Origin of the sequence: Methanocorpusculum sp., assembly GCF_030655665.1 — an archaeon.
Taxonomy (GTDB): Archaea; Halobacteriota; Methanomicrobia; order Methanomicrobiales; family Methanocorpusculaceae; genus Methanocorpusculum.
On the sequence record NZ_JAUSPQ010000004.1, the window covers coordinates 37,380 to 59,793 of the forward strand.

Annotated in this window: 18 protein-coding genes and 1 tRNA gene; 10 read left to right on the top strand and 9 right to left on the bottom strand. The window is 48.5% G+C overall.

What is annotated here, in order from left to right:
- Window positions 1-67: 67 nt before the first annotated feature.
- The gene (locus tag Q7J08_RS01565) at window positions 68-1,522 is read right to left on the bottom strand and encodes an aminotransferase class I/II-fold pyridoxal phosphate-dependent enzyme (RefSeq protein ID WP_304909933.1); all 1,455 of its coding nucleotides are present in this window, start codon (window positions 1,520-1,522) and stop codon (window positions 68-70) included.
- A 231-nt stretch (window positions 1,523-1,753) separates the two neighbouring features.
- Here Q7J08_RS01565 and Q7J08_RS01570 point away from each other — a divergent pair, with 231 nt between their 5' ends.
- Window positions 1,754-2,947 carry a Xaa-Pro peptidase family protein gene (locus Q7J08_RS01570; RefSeq protein ID WP_304909934.1) on the top strand — a complete coding sequence of 398 codons (1,194 nt, stop codon included), beginning with the start codon at window positions 1,754-1,756 and terminating at the stop codon, window positions 2,945-2,947.
- Between the two features lie 47 nt (window positions 2,948-2,994).
- Here the strand turns inward: Q7J08_RS01570 and Q7J08_RS01575 are convergent, their stop codons facing one another.
- The 4 genes from Q7J08_RS01575 to Q7J08_RS01590 are packed head-to-tail and all read right to left on the bottom strand — an operon-like array spanning window position 2,995 to window position 5,941.
- Complete coding sequence (locus Q7J08_RS01575) at window positions 2,995-3,555, bottom strand: DUF447 domain-containing protein (protein ID WP_304909935.1); 561 nt, start codon at window positions 3,553-3,555, stop codon at window positions 2,995-2,997.
- Window positions 3,543-4,349, bottom strand: coding sequence for a triphosphoribosyl-dephospho-CoA synthase (locus Q7J08_RS01580; protein WP_304909936.1), 807 nt, complete (start codon window positions 4,347-4,349; stop codon window positions 3,543-3,545). The genes Q7J08_RS01575 and Q7J08_RS01580 overlap by 13 nt, the downstream gene beginning before the upstream one ends.
- Window positions 4,342-5,445, bottom strand: coding sequence for a methanogenesis marker 9 domain-containing protein (locus Q7J08_RS01585; RefSeq protein WP_304909937.1), 1,104 nt, complete (start codon window positions 5,443-5,445; stop codon window positions 4,342-4,344). The genes Q7J08_RS01580 and Q7J08_RS01585 overlap by 8 nt, the downstream gene beginning before the upstream one ends.
- Window positions 5,446-5,479: 34 nt before the next feature.
- Complete coding sequence (locus Q7J08_RS01590; RefSeq protein ID WP_304909938.1) at window positions 5,480-5,941, bottom strand: Holliday junction resolvase; 462 nt, start codon at window positions 5,939-5,941, stop codon at window positions 5,480-5,482.
- A gap of 109 nt (window positions 5,942-6,050) precedes the next feature.
- Here Q7J08_RS01590 and Q7J08_RS01595 point away from each other — a divergent pair, with 109 nt between their 5' ends.
- From Q7J08_RS01595 to Q7J08_RS01635, 9 genes are all read left to right on the top strand, one after another.
- A complete protein-coding gene (locus tag Q7J08_RS01595; protein WP_304909939.1) occupies window positions 6,051-6,905 on the top strand; it encodes a sulfide/dihydroorotate dehydrogenase-like FAD/NAD-binding protein in 855 nt (284 codons plus the stop codon).
- On the top strand, window positions 6,906-8,246 hold the full coding sequence (gene gltA / locus Q7J08_RS01600) for an NADPH-dependent glutamate synthase (protein ID WP_304909940.1): 1,341 nt from the start codon (window positions 6,906-6,908) through the stop codon (window positions 8,244-8,246).
- Window positions 8,247-8,366: 120 nt separating this feature from the next.
- The gene (locus Q7J08_RS01605) at window positions 8,367-9,158 is read left to right on the top strand and encodes an RNA methyltransferase (RefSeq protein WP_304909941.1); all 792 of its coding nucleotides are present in this window, start codon (window positions 8,367-8,369) and stop codon (window positions 9,156-9,158) included.
- An 82-nt stretch (window positions 9,159-9,240) separates the two neighbouring features.
- Window positions 9,241-9,312 (top strand) — tRNA-Gly (locus Q7J08_RS01610).
- Window positions 9,313-9,357: 45 nt separating this feature from the next.
- Window positions 9,358-9,801 (top strand): hydrogenase 3 maturation endopeptidase HyCI, encoded by a 444-nt coding sequence (locus Q7J08_RS01615; protein WP_304909942.1) that lies wholly within the window; start codon window positions 9,358-9,360, stop codon window positions 9,799-9,801.
- A gap of 53 nt (window positions 9,802-9,854) precedes the next feature.
- Window positions 9,855-10,757 (top strand): aldolase, encoded by a 903-nt coding sequence (locus Q7J08_RS01620; protein WP_304909943.1) that lies wholly within the window; start codon window positions 9,855-9,857, stop codon window positions 10,755-10,757.
- Window positions 10,758-10,864: 107 nt separating this feature from the next.
- Complete coding sequence (locus Q7J08_RS01625) at window positions 10,865-12,367, top strand: glutamine synthetase beta-grasp domain-containing protein (RefSeq protein ID WP_304909944.1); 1,503 nt, start codon at window positions 10,865-10,867, stop codon at window positions 12,365-12,367.
- A gap of 9 nt (window positions 12,368-12,376) precedes the next feature.
- On the top strand, window positions 12,377-12,853 hold the full coding sequence (locus tag Q7J08_RS01630; RefSeq protein ID WP_304909945.1) for a hypothetical protein: 477 nt from the start codon (window positions 12,377-12,379) through the stop codon (window positions 12,851-12,853).
- A gap of 270 nt (window positions 12,854-13,123) precedes the next feature.
- Window positions 13,124-14,710 carry a sodium:solute symporter gene (locus tag Q7J08_RS01635; protein WP_304909946.1) on the top strand — a complete coding sequence of 529 codons (1,587 nt, stop codon included), beginning with the start codon at window positions 13,124-13,126 and terminating at the stop codon, window positions 14,708-14,710.
- Window positions 14,711-15,115: 405 nt separating this feature from the next.
- Here the strand turns inward: Q7J08_RS01635 and Q7J08_RS01640 are convergent, their stop codons facing one another.
- From Q7J08_RS01640 to Q7J08_RS01655, 4 genes are all read right to left on the bottom strand, one after another.
- Window positions 15,116-17,695, bottom strand: a complete 2,580-nt coding sequence (locus tag Q7J08_RS01640) for a hypothetical protein (RefSeq protein ID WP_304909947.1) — start codon at window positions 17,693-17,695, stop codon at window positions 15,116-15,118.
- Window positions 17,683-18,477: an SIR2 family protein gene (locus Q7J08_RS01645; RefSeq protein ID WP_304909948.1), complete on the bottom strand. Its 795-nt coding sequence runs from the start codon at window positions 18,475-18,477 to the stop codon at window positions 17,683-17,685. The genes Q7J08_RS01640 and Q7J08_RS01645 overlap by 13 nt, the downstream gene beginning before the upstream one ends.
- 914 nt (window positions 18,478-19,391) lie before the next feature.
- Entirely contained in the window at window positions 19,392-21,473 is a 2,082-nt protein-coding gene (locus Q7J08_RS01650; RefSeq protein WP_370651227.1) for an acetate--CoA ligase family protein, read from the bottom strand.
- Between the two features lie 296 nt (window positions 21,474-21,769).
- Window positions 21,770-22,201, bottom strand: coding sequence for a hypothetical protein (locus tag Q7J08_RS01655; protein WP_304909949.1), 432 nt, complete (start codon window positions 22,199-22,201; stop codon window positions 21,770-21,772).
- Between the last annotated feature and the right edge of the window lie 213 nt (window positions 22,202-22,414).

A 22,414-nucleotide genomic window follows, 5' to 3' on the forward strand; every position in this document is an offset into this window, starting at 1 on the left:
TTTTGGAAAAAGAGGGGGGGGGTATACGCGCATAAGCGGGGTAAAAAAATATTTGCCGAAAGGCGGTTTACCGAAGCTGCCGCTCGACGGTGATCTCGCCCAGATCGTTGATGCCGATGACTTTCTCTCCGGCATCTCTCAGCTTTTTGATGTACTGTATGACCTCTTCGGTGAGCTGTTCGCCGGGGCAGATGAAGGGGATGCCCGGCGGATAGGGGATGATCGATGAAGCACATATCCTACCGGCACCCGCAAGTAGCGGGACGCGTTCCTTGTCCTGCGGTACAGGGAACAACCGAAGTTTTTCTTTGAGGACCGCAGTGACCGCGGTTTTTGCTGGCGAGGCGGCGGCCGCGACGCTGCAGCATGCACTAATATCTTTCAAAGCTTCGATCAGCCGTTTACTGTCGCTGAGTGTATTGCCGATCCCTGTCATGCACATGAGGATCGGGCCGGTGGTAAGTTCAGCAAAGATCCCGCGTTCCATCAAAAGTTCTTCGAGTCGTGCCCCGTCGATGCCGACCGCACTCATGTCGAGGTTGATTTTCGTGATGTCCATACTTATATTCGCGTCAGCATCCAGAGGACTGCCGATGACCTTGAGACCTTTGACGGCAGGCGCCTCCTGATAGAAGTGCATGAGGCTCTCATGCCACTCGGTCATGAGGGTCGTTTGGTGTTCGTTCAGGATCGCGGCATTTATGTCGAGCGAGCCCATGAGAAGATACGAGGGGCTGGTGGATTCCAGCATCTGAAGTTTGTCTTCCAGTACATAATGATCGACCCAGTCGGAGTTGAGATTGAGTACCGCACTTTGCGTAAAGGAGGCGAGGGTTTTGTGGATCGAGTTGACGACGATGTCGGCACCCTGCTCTTCGGCGGATTCGGGCATGTCGGTAAAGCCTGCGTTACGGAAGAATTTGAGGTGGGCGCCGTGCGCCTGATCGACGATGAGGACCTTCCCGCGGCGGTGTACGACTTCGGCGATGGCCCGGATGTCGGAGCAGATTCCGTAATAATTTGGAGATGGAAGAATTACTGCCTCGGCTTCGGGATTTTCGGCAAGACACCGTTCGATCTCATCTGCAGTGATGCCGCCGGAGATGCCGTATTCACTGATGATCTCGGGGTAGGCATAGACTGGCTGGATGTCAGCAAGGACGAGAGAGTTGAAGATCGCCTTATGGGAGTTGCGGGCCATGACGAGTTTTCTGCCTTTGGGAACGGAGGCCATAACGGCGGCAATAACGCCGCAGCTTGTACCGTTGATGAGGAGATAGGAGCGTTGTACACCGTAGAGTTCGGCATACTTTTCCTGAGCAGCTTTGAGGATGCCTTCGGTCTGGAAAAGGTTGTCGGCGCCGGGGATCTCGGTGATATCGCAGTCCATCATCTTTTGGAGGAAGTCATCGTAGCCGAACCGCCGGTAGACGGCGGAGCCTTTGTGGCCGGGCATGTGGAAGGAGACGGTTTTTTTGTCTGCATGTTCCGTCAAAAACGTTATGATCGATGGTGTATTCATGGCATTCCCTTGTGGGTACAACGTACAACGCCTGTCGAATTATATTTTTTGGGATGCGGGCTGCCCCGCAGGGGCGGCCTCAGCCGAGCAAGGCTTTGCCTTGCGAGCAAATCTTGAGATTTGAGATTGCGGGCTGCCCGAATACATGAAGAAAACGAACAGGGCCTGCATCCACCCTGATCCTGTATGAGATATACCAAGTATTATCCCCTTATTCTGAATAAACTGGTTATGCAAAATAATGTCCCTCTCTTTGAGCTTGAAAACCGTATGACCCGGTTTCATGCACACATGGACTGCAAAAATCCCGACTGGGAATATACCGCAATTTTTGGCAAGGTCAATCTCTACTACTTTACCGGCACGATGCAGGACGGCGTGCTTTTGATCCCCCGCGATGAAGACGCTGTATTCTGGGTGAGAAACAGTTATTCACGTGCTCTTGATGAATCCAACTTTAAAGATATACGACCGATGGGAAGTTTCCGCGATGCTGCAGGAGAATCGGCAATCACGAGTGAAACCATTTACACAGAAACGGAACTTATCTCCTACGCACACCTGCAGAGATTTCTGAAATATTTCCCGTTCAAGAATATCGTTTCAGCTGATAAGACGATCGCCGATCTCAGATCAGTAAAGAGTGAGTATGAGCTTGCGCTCATGAAAAAATCCGGGCAGATCCATCGTCATGTGAAAGAGGATCTGGTTCCCGATATGCTCAGAGAAGGTATGAGCGAGGCGGAGTTCGGAACAGACCTTTACAAGGTTTTTGTTGAGGAGGGTCATCAGGGGCTCGTAAGGTTCGGGATGTTTGACACAGAAATGATAATGGGTCATATCGGGTTTGGCGAGAGTTCGTTATATCCGTCGTATTTTAACGGTGCAAGCGGAAACCGGGGTATCGGGCCGTATGCTCCAGTGCTCGGAAGTCCGGATAGGAAGTTGAAATTTGGTGATCTGGTGTATCTGGATGTGGGATGCGGCTATCACGGGTATCAGACGGATAAGACGACGACATATATGTTTGGGAAATCACAGCCGGAAGATGTGATGGATATGCATTATAAATGTGTAGATGTCCAGAATACAGTTGCGTCGATGCTGAAACCGGGTGAGATCCCGTCGGTGATCTATCAGACGATAATGGACGGTCTTGATGAGGATTTCAAAGAAAATTTTATGGGCTATAAAGAACGGCGGGTCAAATTCCTTGGTCACGGGATCGGTCTGTTAATCGATGAGATGCCGGTCATCGCGAAAGGGTTTGATGAGCCGCTTGCTGAGAATATGACGCTCGCGATCGAGCCGAAGAAGGGGATAACAGATGTAGGAATGGTCGGGATCGAGAATACGTTTATCGTGACGCCTCACGGTGGGGAATGCATCACCGGGGAGAATACGGGTCTGATCCCGGTGTATTGATACGAGCGAAAGGGCTGGCAGATATTTTGTGTTGAAATAATACAGAACTAAAGCCCGCAGACTTCCCTAATTAGTGCTGCTGCCTCCAGATCCCTCGCCCCTCCGCACTTACGCACGATACCCAGATGATACTTGATCAGATCACGCAGCTTTGGATCATGATTCATCACATACCTCGTCGCATGGACCGTCGCATCGATCACCGCATTGAATCCGCGGTTCACCGGTCGCATCTCATCACGACAAAACTCTGAGGCAACCGGTTCAAGCTCCACAAAATACGCATCCTTCGTCTCATTCACCACGCGGGCCGTAAATGCCATCCAAGCATCCGCATCCCGAAGCAGCTGCATCACCGTCCCCCCGACAAACACCTTCCGGAGACTCGACTTCTCCACATCCGAAAATGCATACTGCGGATACAGATACGAATCGCTCACAAAATTCGCCGTCACCCAGCCGTACTGTGCCACATTCTCCGCCGTCTTTGACCCCTTGAAAAGGATCATCTTCGGCGCCTGACCCGCCCGCACAATGATCCCGATCGGTGCTGCATTATCCTTGGTGACCGCGATCACTTCAGTGATCCCTTCGCCTAACAGTCCCATTGCCACCCCTCCAGAAGCGCAGTAAAGATCCCCGCGATGCAGATATCTGCAAGAGAGCCGGGATTCACCCCGCCGCGGATGCACTCCTCATCGAACCTGCTCAGCGAAAGTCCGCCTGCGCGAACCAGCTGCGCCCGTTCCATGATCGAAACCGCCCGGGCATACCCGAACTTCTTCGCGATAAACGTATCCGGATACGCGGCCATCAAACGCAGAAACATATCCTGGATCGAATCTGCCCCGTCCTTTTCCTTCAGCATATCGGCCGCCTTTCGCGTCAGCGAAAAGCCGTTCACCCATTCGCGGGCAACCATATCCGTCTCACTCGAATACGTCATAACATCAAGCATAGTCATCTTCTTCTCGCGGAGCATCGCGATCGACGCGGGATCATTTACATCCATCTCATCCTCCTTGTTCACCCGAACCTGGGTCTTGCCGAAAGCCTGATAAAAAAGAATGGCATCTTCGACCGTCGTCTGCATGACGGCTTCACACGCCCCGGCGATGCCTTTGCCTTTGATCAGCGGCAAAAGGAGGATAAACGCCCCGAAATGCGTATTCCCTCCCGCATGACCGTTCGTGTGAACGACTGTCGCATACATCGCCTCGCCGAGCGTCAGATTCGAGACCTTTTCAAAAACATCCCTGGCGAGCACTGCCGATGCCAGAAAATGCCGGAACTTCGTATCCTCATAATCATGAAACCGGTCGATATTTCCCGGTTTGATGTTGGCGCTCACCTCAAGGAGCATCGATAGTTCGGCAGTTTCAGCAAGAGACAGCTTAGACATTTTCAAAGATCTTCTTCACGATCTTCTCTGAAAGCGTACGTTTCAGAGCCATATATTCATTCATCGGGAGATCGATCGACTTCAGCGTCATGTCCCGGAACATACAGGGGGTCGAGGATTTACAGCAAAAGGCAAGACTGCCGAAACAGGTATGACTGCCCTGTGAGAGAGGCGTCTCGATCGTCGCCTCCTTTTTCAGGGCGAGATACTCCTCGCGGCTCATACCAAGTGACTCCAGAGAGGGAAGAAGCGGACACTGTTTCACCGGCATACAGCAGAACGTGAGCGAGCGCATATCGCCGCCCCTGCACAGCTGCTTTGGCGCATTGTACCAGCCGATCTCCTCTGCGACGGCCCGGATATACCGGTCGAGGGTCTGCAGGACACTGACGCTTGCACTTCGGGCGACCGAAACAAGATCCGCCCCGTGAGCGAAGTAGTCCATCATCTTGTCGGGACTATTGACCCCGTTGTTTGCGATGATGATCAAGGGGCAGCTGTTTCTGATCTGTCTGATCTTGGTGTGTCCCGTATCCATCAGATCGACATGGATGATCGAAGCTCCGGCTTTCCAGAGCATTTTTGCGAGCTCGCGGTCATCAACCACACCTGCACGGGTCTTGACTGAAACGGTCACACCTTCGGCTGCAAGGGCCGAAACGATCGCACACAACTTTTCCGGATTGTGAAGAAGATACTCGCCGCATCCTGCATCGATCATCGGCTGCTGACGGCAGTGGGCATCGATCTCGTACACGACCGAAGGTCCGAACCGTTTTGCCGCGGCAACAAACCCTTCCGGTGTCGCTCCTCTCAGATTGAGACCGATGATGATGTCTGCTCCGTCCAGGATATCGATCTCGGTAGCTATTTCATCAAAGTCAGCATCGAACTCTTTACGTCCGTCTGCTTCCATCGCAGTCGACGCTTTTCTGCTTGGTTCATCTGTATTGTATCCGCCGATAAAAGCAACGCCGGCATGTTTACTGCGGGCAAGAACAAACTCCGCATCGGTTATTCCTGCCATTGATGCGATCACGATCGGAGTTTTGACAGGCCTTCCGTTTATTGATATGAATCTTGTAGCTGCCGTCATGAATTCTATACTTATTGGTTTTCACTCCTAATTACTATAATGGATTGAGACAGGGAAGACGGTAGCCTCCCTGCACCCTCTCAAGTGGAATGCATTTCCGAAACTCCTCGATAGGGATCCCGGCAGATGTCCCGAAAAACTCCAGAACCTTCGTCCAGGGCATAAGATATGCCTCATTTTTTGGACCCTGACCACGGAACTCGACCGCGAGATACCCGCAACGGCCGGTGTATTTGACAAACCCGGAGATGTTGTCGACCTGATGCACACCGTCCTTATCTTTGTGGAAGTTGCTGGTGAAGTACAGCCGTTTTCCGTTCAGGGATTTGCACTCGATCGCGAGATAATAGGCAGGATCCAGCGAATCGACGATGATATCCACATACTGGGTGTTAAAGTGAGACTGTTTGAGTCGGTAGGCAAACCCCTTCTTTTTATTTTCGGTAAAGAATCGGTTCATGCAGAGAACCATCTCCCGCTCAAAGTCGTTGCTCATCTGTTTTATGATTTTGTACTCAACAGTGATGAATCTGGCGACCGGATAAACGTCACAATTAATGTATGTCAGAGCAAATGTACAATCACATATCTCAAAGGAACATATTATGGGAAAGTACACGATTGTTCAGGCACAAGCCTTATCAGAAGCCGTATTCGAGATGTGGATCCATGCACCTCAGGTCGCACGCCATGCAAAGGCCGGCCAGTTTTGTATTATCCACGCCGATGGAGCTGGGGAACGGGTTCCTTTGACGATTTCCGGAACGAACGGAGACGATATCAGGATCGCTTTCATGGCAGTAGGAACGACAACGAAACTACTTGCAACCCTGAAAACGGGCGATGAACTGCGTGACGTTGCAGGCCCTCTCGGAATGCCGAGCGATATCGCCCGCGGCAGCGAGACCGTGGTCATCGTCGGCGGAGGAGTCGGCGTGGCCTGTACGCCGATCCTTGCAGAGGCAGCAAAGGACGCCGGAAACTATGTCATCGGCATCATCGGTGCGAGAAACCGGGATCTGCTGATCTTCGAAGACGACATGCGGGCGATATGCGACGAACTCTATGTAACGACCGATGACGGTTCCTACGGGATCAAAGGATTCGCAAGCGGCCCTCTGAAAGAGTTATGCGAGTCGGGACGAACGATCGACAAGGTCTGGATCATCGGACCGGGCATGATGATGAAAGTCACGAGCGAAGTGACCCGTCCGTTCGGTATCAAGACCTACGTCTCCTTAAACCCGGTGATGGTGGACGGTACCGGAATGTGCGGGAGCTGCAGAGTCACCGTCGGCGGCGAGATGAAGTTCGCCTGTGTCGACGGACCCGAGTTCGATGCGCATGAAGTCGACTGGAACGATCTGATGACCAGGCAGAGAATGTATCTCGCAGAGGAGAAGCAGTCGATGGAATTCCGTGCCGAACAACACGTCTGCCGCTGCAGGAAGGTGGAGTAAATGGATCGCGATGCAAATATCAGAGTAGCCGACTTCGAAGAAGTGGATCTCGGACTTTCCAGAGAAGAGGTCGTTGCCGAGGCAAAACGGTGTATCCAGTGTAAAAAACCGAAATGCATCAGTGGATGCCCGGTGGGGATCGACATCCCGGCATTTATCCAGGCGATCGCCGACGAGAAGTTCCAGGATGCGGCGGATATTATCAAGAAGGACAACATGCTGCCGGCTGTCTGCGGACGTGTCTGCCCGCAGGAATCCCAGTGTCAGGGAGTGTGTATCCTCGGTAAGAAGGACACGCCAATCGCTATCGGCCAGCTTGAGCGGTTCGTTGCCGACGTTGAGCGAAAGAAAGGGGCGAAGTGCCCGAAATGTGCTCCGGCGACCGGCAAAAGAGTGGCGGTCGTCGGCTCGGGTCCTGCAGGTCTTGCCTGTGCTGCCGAACTCGCACGACGCGGTCATTCTGTAACGATCTTTGAGTCCCTGCATGAGGCAGGAGGCGTTCTGATGTATGGCATCCCGGCGTTCCGTATGCCAAAGGATATCGTGCAGTATGAGATCGATCAGGTGAAAAAACTCGGTGTCGAGATCAAAACAAACCATATCGTGGGCCGTTCGGTCTCGGTCGAGGAGCTTCTCACCTATAGTGCCGTGTTCCTTGGAACGGGCGCGGGCCTCCCGTACTTCATGTGCATTCCGGGAGAAAATCTGCCGGGCGTGTACTCGGCAAACGAGTTCCTGACCCGCGTGAATCTGATGGGGGCAAACAAGTTCCCTGAAAACGATACGCCGGTAAAGGTCGGCAAAAAGGTCGTGGTCATCGGCGGCGGGAACGTCGCGATGGATGCGGCACGTGTCGCCCGGCGTATGGGCGCTGACGTAACGCTCATGTACAGGAGAGGCGAAGCAGATATGCCGGCAAGACTCGATGAAGTTCGTCATGCGAAGGAGGAAGGTGTCTCCTTCATGACAGCGACGAATCCGATCGCTATCCTTGGCGAGAACAACGCCGTTTCCGGGGTCGAGGCCATCAAGATGGAACTCGGCACGACCGGAGACGACGGCCGCTGTTCTTTCTACCCGATAGAAGGAAGCGGGTTTGTGATCGAGGCGGATGTCGTGGTCGAGGCGATCGGTCAGGGACCAAACCCGCTTCTTCTCCGCATGCTGCCCGAACTTACCCGAAACAGAAACGGCAGTGTTGCCGTGAACTGTCTGGGCGAGACGAGCATCCCCAAAGTCTATGCCGGCGGAGATGTCGCAACCGGAGCCGCGACCGTGATTCTCGCGATGGGGACCGCAAAAGAAGCGGCTATTGCCATCGATAAAAAGCTGAGAAAATAGATTCTCAGACTTTGTTCTTTTTTACGTTTGATCGGAGCAAACCGACGCAGAGCCTCATTTTCATTCGGGCTGACTGACCCAAACACAAGACTGAATATTCAGTGACCCAAACGAAAGATAATGCATCTCCCAACAACCCAGTCTTCCTCAGAAAAACCCAATAAAGATCCTCTGCAGATCGACATCGTGCTGGTGGAACCGCTGTACGAAGGAAACATTGGATTCACCGCCCGCGTGATGAAAAACTTCGGCTTTCATAATCTCGTTCTCATCAACCCGCCCAAACTCAGCATGGAGGCCGAAGCCCGTGCAGTTCATGCAAAAGATGTTTTGGAAAATGCTGAACGGATCACTCTCGACGAGGTCTTTGCGAGGAGCAATATCTGTATTGCGACAACCGGCGGTCTCGCAAAATCCGTCACCTGTCCCATGCGGATGCCGTATTACTCGGTCGCCGAACTCCGCGAGATGATCAAAGACGTTGACGGCAGGATCTCTATCCTCTTCGGCAGAGAAAACTGGGGACTCAACAACGAAGAGATCGCACGGTGCGATATCGTCTGCACGATACCGACAGACGAAGAATACCCGATCCTTAACATCTCCCACGCAGTAGGCATCGTTTGTTATGAACTCGCCCATCTCCAGCGTGGCAAGTATCAGCTCGCAAGCAAAATCGAGATGGAATCACTTTACGCCCACCTTGGACGATTCCTGGAAGGGATCCGGCACCCGGTCGAGAAACGCGAGACGACCCTTCTCCTTGCGCGAAGGGTCCTTGGACGAACCAAACTCACCGTTCGTGAAGCAAGCACGCTTCACGGGATCCTGCGCAGGACCGAGTGGCATCTCAAACATCCGGGTCAGGCATATGACGCGGAAGAGAGAGAGTACTGGGACGGCAAAGAATAAGCAAAAAATGGGGTTCTGGGCAAGCTCTCAGAACTCCAAATCGAATCCTTTTAATGTTTATACGTCCTTGTAATTAGTGCAAGCATCGATAGTGTAGTGGTTATCACTAGGCGTTGCCAACGCCTAAACTCGGGTTCGAGTCCCGGTCGATGCATTCTGTTTTTTGGTGATTTAAAATGATTTTTCTGTCAGGACCGATATGTCGATAGTTCTTCTCGGGATCGGCAATCCGCTTCACGCAGATGACGGGGCGGGACCCCGGCTTGCGGATATGCTTGAGGGCGTTTCCGGCGTGACCGCATTCAACTGCGGGACTGCTCCGGAGAACTTCACCGGACTTGTGCGCAAACTCAATCCCGAGCTGCTGATCATCGCAGACGCCGCAGAGATGGGACTTCCGGCAGGATCGGTCCGGATCATCCCGCCGGAAAATATCCATGACACTTCTGTCGGGACGCATACGCTTCCTCTGTATCATCTGGTCGATTTTTTAGCCGAACCCTCACGGAAAATCGTGATTATCGGCATCCAGCCGGCAAGTCTTGGATGGGCAGATCACGTGAGTGACCCGGTTGCGTCGGCATTAAACGAAATTAAGATGATGATTGCCGAAAACAACCTGCTGAAAATCCCTGTTTTGTGATTTCGCGTAAAGATAAAGTTAATCACTGTCGAAAAACAGAAAGTAATACAATCATGTCCGACATTACGGTCCCCCTCGACGTCCCCCTTGCCATGCGGGACATATATCTTTCCAATTATGATCTGATCACTGCCGGATCCGGTCGCCTGATGCTCTTTGCCGGAGATCAGAAAATAGAACACTTGAACGACGATTTCTACGGTGCAGGGATCTCCGAAGATGATGCTGATCCTGAACATCTCTTCCGCATCGCATCCAAAGCAAAGATCGGCGTTCTCGCGGCTCAACTGGGACTCATCGTGCGGTATGCCGGAGACTACCCTTCCGTTCCCTATCTCGTGAAGATGAACTCCAAGTCGCATCTGGTAAACGTTTCCCAGAAAGACCCGGTCTCCCCGCAGCTGTGGAGTGTTGAGCAGATCGCTGATATCGCTGAAGAGTCCGGAATAAAGATCGCCGGTGTGGGCTATACGATCTACCTCGGCAGCGAAAACGAAGCCGATATGCTCGCTGAAGCCGCCCAGATCATCAACGAAGCACACTTCTACGGCATGGTCTGTGTGCTCTGGATCTATCCGAGAGGAAAAGCCGTTGGTGACGAGAAGGATCCCCACCTCATCGCCGGAGCGGCAGGTGTCGCCGCATGTCTCGGCAGCGACTTCGTCAAGGTCAACGCACCCAAAAAAGATGGAAAGTCCTCGCCCGAACTCCTCAGGGAAGCGGTTCGTGCCGCCGGCCGCACGAAACTTGTTTGTGCAGGGGGCTCGGTCACCACGGAAGAGAAGTTCCTCAGCGAACTCTATGACCAGATCCATGTCGGCGGAGCATCCGGAAACGCAACCGGCAGAAACATCCACCAGAAATCTCTGGATGATGCAGTCAAATTCTGCAATGCGATCTATGCGATCACTGTGGAAAATAAAAGCGTGAGCGACGCAATCGCTCTTCTCAAATAATACCCTCTTTTCTTTACATTTTTTTGGAATGCACAGCGCAGCACGGACCCCGGGCTGATGTATACCCAGTTCCCTTAATTACCAAAAAAGTACAATAATACATCATTATGAATGATGCGGAGGTTATGATGAACCCGAATGATTTGGTACAGTTTCTGAAAAAAAGTCCGGAGTATTTCACAAAAGACGACATCCTCCGTTTCTGTGAAGAAAACCATGTTGAAATGGTCAACTTCCGCTACGCTGCAGGCGACGGGAAACTCAAGACCCTGAATTTCGCCGTCTCGTCAAAGGAGTATCTCGACACCATCCTCTCCGATGGTGAGCGTGTTGACGGCAGCAAACTCTTTTCCTTCATTGAAGCACCAAGTTCCGATCTCTTTGTCGTTCCAAGGTACGGCACAGCTTTCATGGATCCTTTCGCAGGGGTCCCGACGTTAAACATCCTTTGTTCCTACTACGACAGTACCGGACATCCGCTTGCCTCTTCTCCAGAACATATTCTTCGTCAGGCAGAATCATCATTCAAGAAACACACCGGTATGGAATTCAAATGTCTGGGTGAACTTGAATACTATGTCATCTCCAAAGAGGATACATTCTACCACGGAAGCAACAGGACGGGATATCAGGAATCAGCCCCATTCTGCAAGTTTTGTGAGATGCGGACCAAAGCCTTGCTCATGATCACCCGGGCAGGCTGTAAGATCAAATACGGACACTCCGAAGTCGGCTCCTTCACCAAAGACGGCTACTATTATGAGCAGCATGAGATCGAGTTTCTGCCGACCAGTCCGGTCTTCGCCGTCGAACAGATCCTCATTGCAAAATGGATCCTTCGTGTGCTCAGTGTCCAGTACGGTGTTGAAGTCTCCTTCGCTCCGAAAATCGCCATCAACAAAGCAGGTTCAGGTCTCCATATCCACATCCTCGCAGAGAAAAACGGTACAAACGTGCTGATCAAAGAGGGCGTGCTTTCCGACACGGCAAAGAGGATGATTGTCGGCATTCTGGATGTCAGCGACGCAGTGACCGCATTCGGGAACACTATTCCCGTCTCATATCTGAGACTCGTTCCCAATCAAAGAGCACCAACCTATATCTTCTGGGGAAACCACAACCGCTCGGCTGTGATCCGCGTACCGCTCGGCTGGATCGACTCGGCCGATATGGCTGCAGAAGCAAACTTTGGTCTCAAGAGAAAAACCGACAAAGATGCCAAGCAGACCTTCGAATACCGTGTTGCAGACGGTTCGGCCAATATCTACGAAACGGTCGCCTGTCTGATCTGCGGAGCGATCCACGGTCTTGGTATGAACGGCGCTCTCACCAAAGCAGATGAACTCTACACGTCCAGAAACATTTTCGACGAGGAGTGCACGTCGTTCCTTAAAACGCTTCGGCAACTGCCGACCTGTTGTGCTGAATCAGCTGATGCCCTCATAGCAAAACGAAAAATGTTTGAAAGAGATGATATCTTCCCGCCGGGAGTCATCGATGCACAGGCAGAAAAGCTGAGAGCATATAATGACGAGACGCTTTCCGAAAGGATCATCCGCGACGAGACCCTGTTCATCGAATGCGTAGAGCACTACGTACACATAAACTGATTTGATAGTATGGGACTTTTAGGCAACATTGAACGTGCACTTGGCGTCTGGTATCCGGACAAGGACACTGAGCCCGATGACGGAAATCCGCTGGTAGCTCTGGCGTTCCGTGATTATGTGATCAACAGGCTTGGAAGCAACTGGTCGGCGACCGGCCGCGAGGAGAGGGAGTTGGGTGAGCCCGATCTTCTTGCCCTCAGGAACGCCGACGAGGTCCGTTTCGATCTGGTCACCTGCTACCGGAGCCGGATGTTTATCGGTGAAGACGGCGAGGCGTATCTGCCGTGGACGACACAGGAGATCTACGACAAATATCTTGCCTATGCAAAAGCTGAGGGAAATCCATTCTACGTCGTCTTCGGTCTGCACGGATTTGCCGATGTGCCGAAGTTCGTATTCGTCGTACCGCTTGAGGACGCAGTCATTGATCTGAAAAAAAGTGTTCTCCAGCAGTATGAGATCCAGCCCGGTCAAAAGCTGCTGTAACTTCTCCAATCCCGCGCGGTCATCTGCGGTTCCGCGTGAAAACTTCTAAACCTCACAGATAAATCAACGACAAACCCTCTTTTTTCACTCTTCAGCCATTAATCACTCAGTGGCTTTCCAAAATTAAACCGATCGTGTTATATGTCAACACGTAGCATACTATTGATATGATATTAGGATTACCCGATATTACAGTTTTTGCTGTAGGCGGAGCCATCATTTTATGTATCATCCTCCTACTGATTTGGGGCATTACATTCCCTAAGGAGAATGAAGACTGAGATGGCACTTGCTGAAGGAAGCACAATTATTACGATAGCTCTCATCGCTGTTTACTTTGTAGTTTTACTAGGTATCGGCGTATGGGCCTCAAAGAAGATCAAAAATACCGAAGACTATATGCTCGCGGGCAGAAGTCTCGGGTTCTGGCTGTTTACCCTCCTGATCGTCTGTTCGATCTGCAGCGGTATGACCCTTGTTGGAACCAGCGGATTTGGTTTTGCATCAGGCTGGCCGGGCATCTGGGAACAGATTTTCGTTCCGCTGTCGGCAGCATTTTGTATCATATTCTTTGGATCGAAACTCAATAAGATCGGTAAAAAACACGGTTGCATGACCGTTGTGGATTACTTTTCACTCAGATATGAAAATACGAGGGAGCTTCGTGCCCTCTCTGCTCTTGCAAGTATTGCTGTTTCACTGGTATATCTCGTCGGGCAGTATACTGCCATCAGTATCGTTCTGATCTGGGCGTTTGGTATTGAACACTGGCAGGCTCTGCTGATTGCAGGAGTCATTATCACCGCATATACTGTGATCGGCGGTCTGTATGCAGTCTCATGGACAGGACTCGTTCAGGGTCTGATCCTTATCTTTGGTGTGATCCTCGTAGCTCCGTTCATCCTGACCTATGCAGGCGGTCTCGAGCATATCAATACCGTTCTTGCAACGATTGATCCGAACCTGGTAATGCCCTGGTTCCCGTCGGGAAGTACCGCGGCATATGCCTACTGTACACCTGAATATCTATTCTCATTTGGCGTACTGCTGATCGTGGGTCTCGCCTGTGCACCGCATGTTCTCTCGAACGTATTTGCTGCAAAAAAGACATCGTACTTCAAGTGGGCGCCGATGGTGGCATTTCTGATCTACCTCGTGATCATGCTTCTCATTAAGATCTGCGGTATGGCTGTCAGATCCATGCAGGCCGACGGACTCCTCTCGGGCATTGTGCCGGAGGGAGGACGGGTCGCAGACTTTGCACTTATGTACGGTATCCAGGCGTCAAGTCCAAGCATCCTGATCACCGGGCTTTTTGCGGTGATCGTGCTCTCGGCAGTCATGTCAACGACCGATCGGCTGATGCTGACGGTCGGAACGACCTTCTCCTGGGATATCTTCAAGACCATGCTCAGACCGAAAGCAAACGAGCGTCAGGTGGTACTCGTGAGTCAGATCTGCGTTCTTCTCGCAGCCGTCATCTCGCTGATCCTTGCAATCAACCCGCCGGAGATGCTCGCATTCCTGATCTGGCTCGGTATCGGTCTGATGCTCAGTGCATTCGCCGTGCCGATGATCGCAGGCCTCTACTGGAGACGGGCGACCGCACAAGGCGCTATCGCCAGTATGCTGATCGGTCTGATCACCTGTCTCGCGTTCGGCGCTTACTACAACTTCGTAGAGAAACTGCCAATGCACTTCTCGATCTACTCACTGGCCTGTTCGATCGCCGCGATGATCATATTCAGTCTGCTGACGAAGAAGAACTCCGAGAAGGCACTTGACATGACCTACACAGGCATGTACCTTCATCCAAAGGATGGACCAACCTCTCTGACTGAAGAGTCAAAAGAGTAACTTCTTTTTTTCACGCGATTTTCGCCAATCGTTTATTCCAATTCTTTTTCTGATCGCGGGGTGCGGGGACGCGACTGCGGGTTGGACGCTGAAAGCGGACGACCTCAGCGAAGCAAATCTCTGATTTGCGATCCGGCGCGGAGCGGCCCGCGGTGGGGGATCCTGACATTGTGGACCCATAAGATAAAACCAACCGCGAATCGGCGCGAATCCCGCCCTTCGGGCTCCCAGAATCGGATTTGCTTATCCTCACTCTCGCAAGCCTGCTCTGCAGTCTTGCTCCTCCCTCATCGGGAGCGTTCGGGCAAATCCTGTCGCCGCCCCAGCGGCTCCTCTGGGAGAAAACATAGACCATCTCATTAAAAAAAGTTGAGGACAAAATAGTCCTGTGAATATCATCCGACATTAGGGAACTTGCATATTTTCTTCATAGATAGGTCGGAGAAAATCATAACCCGCTTGTAAATAACTATTGCATATCATATCTGCATTTCTGCGTTCATTTAATTGATAAAGTATCTTCACAAATTGAACAATTTTGTCTTCAGGGTGCCTAGAGTATTGTCCTGATTCAATCATAATTAGAAACAGTTCCACACAACGTTTTGGTTGTGATGGGGCGTGTTTGATTAAATTGTCGATGAATTTTGTTTCAAAGGGTTTCATGTACTTTACTGATAGTTTTAGCCACTCACATATTTCATCGGTTAATTCATCGACTAAAGATATCCAGCAATTTAGTTCAGCTAATATTTTGATGTTGTCACTATTTTCCGGATCCTCTTCGATTTTAGAAATAATGATGTTCCAGAGCGATATAACCATTGGACGCTTCTCTGGAGGGAGTTTATTACCATAAAATCTAAATGAACGTATTAATTGTATAATCTGTTCAGAATCCCATCGGTCAAAAACTTGGTTGATCAAACTTTCTTTCTCACTTAATAGCTCAAATCCTTCTAGATATCCCTGACAAATATGATTTACTAAATGGCGATTGATACGTAGCTCTTTAAATTCCGTTTGAATTGCTTTTGAGTAATGCCCATTCTCTTTAAGCAATATATAGATATTTTTGGAAATATTTGAATTGAATAAATACGCTGTAAATGCAGCATTCCAATGTTCGTCATTTTCTTGGGGGAATATCTTATTGATATTTTCTCTTACCCAGGAATTATCGAGATAACAGAGGTTTGAAAGATATTGACCTAGAGTCACAGAAAATTCCACCGTCTGTTCAAATGTAATATCAAGTCTTCGTTCAAACTCAGCTTTAATTGTTTCCGGCCATCGTATTTCATCGGTTTTACGATAATGGCGGCCAAAACAAAGAGAATAACATACCATCGATGAATAAATATGCCCTTTAGCTGAATTTAAGACGGAAGCCACAAGGTCGCCCATTGGATAGAGATCGGACTCAACGTTATTAGAGAGAGTTAAGAGAATCTTCTCAACTTCCGGTAACAACTCCATCTCTATTAAGTGAGCATCATTTCTGGTTCCTTCTTCAAATAATCTTGTAATTCCGGAGATTATCTCTTTTCTGTAGTTAATTTCTCCATCTTGATATGCTTCTGTCCAAAATTCATCAGAATCAATGATGGAATTGATGTATTGAATGACAGGATTCCAGTTGAATTGTTTATCTGCTTTCCAGGCTTCAGATAAGCCATATATCAATTCAGATTGATATAGCCGTTTTAATGTTAGAAATGGATCAAGATATTCAACAAATTTTACGGGATTATCAATAATGCTTAATCGAAGGACATTACCAAGAGAGTGAGCTGATACAAATATCTCTCCAAAGTCTTCTCTCTTAAAATTGTTGAGATATTCGGCAATGTCATAATTAGATTTGCTAAGAAGTTCCTCTTTTGATAGAGGAGATTGGGCAGCATCCATATAATCTCTTGCACTTCGGTTTGGAGGTTGGTTTGGAGGTGATAGTTTTACAGGATTTATCTGATTATATTTATCGAAAAGGGATTTAACTATTGGATTGTTTGCTTCCAATAACGCAGATAACCATTCTTTTTTCCACTCTGCAAGATATAGTTTCTGAATTTCTAAATCATGAGATAATTTATCTTCATGATAGTCTTTAGTCTCGATCCAGTCAATAATCTGTGTAATTTCTGATTCCGAAAACTCTTTGCAGTGATTGGTAAACAAGTCATATACTTCAGTTTTAAGATGATATTCCTGAAGTGGATTTTCTTTGTAATTCCAAAATATCTCATTTAATTCCGGATAATGCTCATCTATCAAACAAATTGCGATTCTCTTGAAAATTGGGTGATCTTTCTCTAACAATGACTTCGTAAGATCTTGGATTTCCTCAATATTCATCATATTGAGCGCAATCCAAACGAAATGAACTATTTGATAATCATACCTGTCTGAATATTCATCATCTTCTTTAATCGAGGGGATCCAGACAGGATTGAACTGAGTTGAATCTTCTCTCACAATTATCTCGATTTTTTCTAATGCGATTTTTATACTGTCCATCGCACATAATGTTATAATTCTCTCAGAGAATGTCTCTAATATTAAATTGAGATAATATTCTTCAAGATTAGGGCTATATAGAATAGAGATATATTCTTCAAATGCCGGAATTTCATTTTTCTTGAAATCTAATACGATATCAAGAACTTCAAGAAGTAATTCTTTATTACCGTTTTCAAGAAGTCGCGGAATGATAGTTTCAGCAATATCATGTGCAAAATAGAGGGTATCAGTATAATCATGCATACATTTTTTAATATAATCAAAGTGGAACTGACTGATTTCATTTAAAGGAAGGAGAAAGAGTATGCGTATGATGTGCTGGTCTGTTAAATAATTTAGGATACGCTCATTTTTTGCATCTTTATATTCTATAATCGATTTGATAATTGTAAGGATTTCATGTGTTATCTCTGAATTGGGATTGGTTTGATTAAGTTTGGCAATATTTTCTAAAACCCCCATAACAATCCAATATGACACGGATCCATTGACCGGTGCGGGATTATTTTTTGGATTGAAATATCCTCTTTCTTAAGAGGAATTAACCAGGGAAGAGAATTTTGTGATTGTGATAATTGTTTAAAGAACTCTAATTTGCAGGATCGATCATTATTGATTTCTTGGAATATCTTCCCTTCTTTCAATGGATCATAATTATTAGCTGCATCCCTAAATTCATTAAATAATGCATAAAATGCACGAGATTCAAGAATTATATTTCGATTCCATGTTTTTATCACATTGAATAACTGATTATAATCTCTATTACTATCCAGATAAGGAATTACATCAATACCAAGTTCAGAATAATAATATGTATCAAATTGTAATCTTGTGTCTTCATTTTCGCGATAAGGCAGTAAGATAAAATGTTTTTTTCTTCCGGGAAGAGAATCTTGCGATTTAGTAAATAAGAAATCTAATACTTCAAATTCACTTAAACCATATCCGATAAATAATATTACTTTTTCATCAAAAATTTTCCTTAAAAAAGCCATAAATTTAGGATCACTATATCTATCAAAGTAATTCTTAACGGTAAGAACAACTGAATCCCTATCTAATATCGAACCATGGATATGGTATAATTTTGATTTATCAATGTTATCCTCAGTAATCTCTTCTTTTCGACAAATAATGTGAGATGAATCAAAACGATCGTCAAAGTGCGTGTCAATATTTGTTGTAATAAATAATCCCCGCAGTCCATACAATTCGGTGTAGATATTTTGTTTATCTAACAAATCTAAATCAACTTTCAGAGAATCATTGACCGTCTCATAAAAGATGTTGCTTGAATTATTTTTATCAAGTATACATTGACAAATTGTGATTACTTTTTTTGGATCTTTTTCTATTATATCTTCAAGGGTCTTTCGCTCAATTATATTTCTGGATGTACTTGGCGAGTCGTCCTTTTTTTCTTCTGGAAAACACTTGTCGATGAGAGTCTCGGCAAGTTTTTTCCCAACTGCTGCATCCTATTGACATCGAAGTTCCAGCACCAAAAAAAATAGCTAACTCGTCATCGTTCACTGCATCGATTATTTCTTGTGGTATTTGAGGAATATCTAGAATAGTTCTTTGAGACATTTTTGCGGTTAAGGATGTGAATTATAAGTTTTCGAATATAATAAAAGGTTTGTGAAAGAAATTGCGGTAAATTGTCCATAATTTAGAATCACCTTCACTAGTTATTTCTCATAACATCCCCAGGAAATTTCTTGAGAAAAATGATCTATAACATATTTCTCTCTAATAAAACACCCAATTGGGTTTTGATAATCAAAAAAAGGGATGGGATATTTTTGGGAGCCGCCGGAGCGGCGACAGGATTTGCCCGAACGTTCCCGATGAGGGAGGAGCAAGACAGCGTAGCTGGCTTGCGAAAGTGAGGATAAGCAAATCCGATTCTCTTCGCCCGAAGGGCGGGATTCGCGCCGATTCGCAGTTGGTTCTTCCTCATGGATCTACACAATCTCTTACACGAGATCAAAGCACACGTCCGCAAAAAAGGGATTACCTATTCTTAAATGTGCAAATACGATATTTCCACCGCGTCGGTCGCAAGGCAAAGCCTTGCTCGGCTGAGGTCGGCCGCTTTCAGCGTCCAACCCGCAAAAAAATGAGAGGCAGACCTGATTTCGCTTTTCAGCGTTCAGCGATCTGCGGTCCAGCTCAGGTGTCCGAGTGCACGGTAGGTGAACTCCAGCTCCTCGAAGACCAGGATATTGTTCTTCTTTAAGAGATCAACACCCGGTTTCAGGCAGTCTCCTCCAACAAAGGTTCCGACAAGCAGATTGTCCGTGCGTTTCGAGTTGTCGATCAGGATCTGGGCAACCCGGTCGGGTGCCAGAACTTTGTTCGGGAAGTTGACGAGGATCGCCATATCCCAGAGATCTGCATTCTTGCACAGAACATCGAAGACCCCTCTGAAGCGTGCCTCGGTGGCATCGCCTAAGAGATCGATCGGGTTGTTCTTGTTCCAGAACGGCGGGAGGAAGGTGTTCAGCTCATCGATGATGTGCTTTGGCAGATCAACGATCTCGATACCCCAGGTCTCGGCGTAATCATTGGAGAGAACGGCGAATCCACCTGCATTGGTGATCACGACAGCACGACGGCCGGTCAGCGGCTTCTTCAGATCGCCAAGGGCCTTTGCCACCTGGAATGCGCCCGGAAGCGTCTTGACCGGAACAACACCGCACTTTCTGAATGCCTCCATGTAGACTTCGAATGCACCGGAAAGGGAACCGGTATGGGAAGCGGCTGCCGCCTGACCTCTCTTCGAAGAACCTGCTTTGATGGCAACGATCGGCTTTGTCTGGGTGATCTGCTTTGTCTGGGTGATCTGCTTTGCCATCTCCATGAATGCCACACCGTTTTTGATCTCTTCAACGTAGAGGATGATCGATTTGGTGTGCGGGTCACGGGCTGCATAACTCATATAGTCGAGGAAGTCCAGATCGCACTGGTTTCCGACCGATACGACCTCGGAGTATCCCATCTCGGAGCCTTCCGAAAGGGAGATTCCGACAACTGCATTCACGATAGCTCCCGACTGGGAGATGAACGCGATGTCGCCCGGCAGAGGCGAGGTGGAAACATACGTCGTATCGAGTTTGTAGGGTGGAAGGATCAGACCAAGACAGTTCGGACCGACGATACGGATGCCGTAGTTCTTGGCGATCTCGACCATGCGGTTTTCAAGCGCACGCCCATCCTCGTCCATCTCCTTGAATCCTGCGGTGATAACGACCGCCATCTTCACGCCTTTCAATCCGCACTCGCTCATGATCGCCGGAACGAGCTGAGCAGGAACGGTGATTACGACCATATCCACGTGGCTGGGAATATCCGAGAGAGTCGGGTAGCATTTGACGCCCTGGATCTCGTCGCGTTTGTTGTTCACCGGGTAGACTTTGCCGGGGAACTGGAGAATATTGCGGAACACCGCGTATCCCATTTTGGTCGGGTCGTCAGATGCGCCGATGACCGCCACGCTTCTTGGCTTATAGTAGTCAAGCGGAACGATCTTTGCCGGATCATAATGTGCCGGCAGGTCGACCGGGTCGTCCTGAACGATGACGCGTGCATCGACTGCACAGCCGCCCTTCTCGTAGAGTCGGAGAGGGTTGATATCGAACTCGACGACGGTATCGTTCTTCTCAAAGAACGCACAGGCGTTCTTTAATGTCTGGAACAGGAACTCCTCATCCAGAGGGGCCTGACCGCGGTATCCTCTGATAAGCGTATATGCTTTGATCTGGTGGATCAGACTTCTGATATCTTCATCGTCGCAGGGTAAGAGCCGGATCCCGACATCTTTATAGAACTCGACTAAGGTGCCGCCGAGACCGAAGGTGAGGACACGCCCGAATGCCGGGTCGATCTTTCCGCCGATGATCAGCTCGAGACCAGGTTTTGCCATCTCTTCGACGATGACCCCTTTGATCTCTGCAGAGGCTTCATAGGCTTTAGCAGATGTTACGATTTTATTGAATGCTTCTTTTGCTTCAGCATCCGTTTTGATCCCGACAATCACTCCGCCCGCATCGCTTTTGTGGATGATCTGGGGGGAAACGATCTTCATTACTACGGGATAACCGATTTTTGTTGCGGCTTTTGCAGCATCGTCCGCTGTCTGGACGACCTCAAAGGCCGGAGCAGGTACATTAAACTGACGCAGAAGGTCATATCCATCCGCTTCAGAGAGCATTTTGGTAGCTTTGACTGACATGTGTCGGTACTCCAGTAGGTTTCTCGTTCGCAGGAGTCATTTCCCGCGAATTTGAATTATACATTATTTATCATGTAGATTTGATATATACTCTGTGGTTTGAGGTATTTGTTCTGGGATCGTCTGGAAGAGATTTCAACGTTTGTCGAAGTTGCGCGCACATTCTGACGACAGTATTTTTGAATAAAATAAAAACATCCGCGCCATCCAAATCCACCTGTGACCCGGTTCGCCGTTTCACTCGTTTTGCGGAACTCTGCAGGGAAATGAAAAAAGGTGGGAAATATGTTCCGAAATCAGTATTCCGCGGTTTCAGACTCTTCTTCCGGGAGTGCCTCCCCGGTCTTGACCTCAGGTTTCTCCTCGGGTGAGATGACGTTTTCCCGATCAAATTTGTTGCGGTAAACGGTAAGAGCGTTTACATACTCCTCGGATTCATGGAAGCCTTTGAGGAATTTATCTCTGGTTTGACAGATCGATTCGCCGGCTGGTGAATCAGGTGAATCGCCCAGGATGTTTTCCAACGCGGCCTGCTCGGCAAAGTAACTGCCCATAGACTTGCAGTAGTTGAGCAGAGCTTCGGCGCCCTGCTCCTCTTTCTTGAGCTGCTTTAACGTCTTCTTTGCTGTTTTTGTTTTCTTCACGAGTTGCTTAGAAACTTCCTTACTCGCCTTTTTGTTGTTTTTTGATTTATTCGATGCCATGTTGATAACAACTCCTTTAACCATGAAATAGGAGTTCCTCTATTAATATGGTTTGGGTGGGGGACAGTTTTGTCCGGGGTTTTACTTTAAAATATCCTGAAATCATCCCGAAAACACCCCTTATTCCCAGTATGGATCCGATTCAGCGAAGAACTCCTCCTCCGAAACGACAGACTGAGGATACTTTTCTCTCCGGAATCCAATCAGTATTCAGGATCATGTACGTGTCGCACGGGA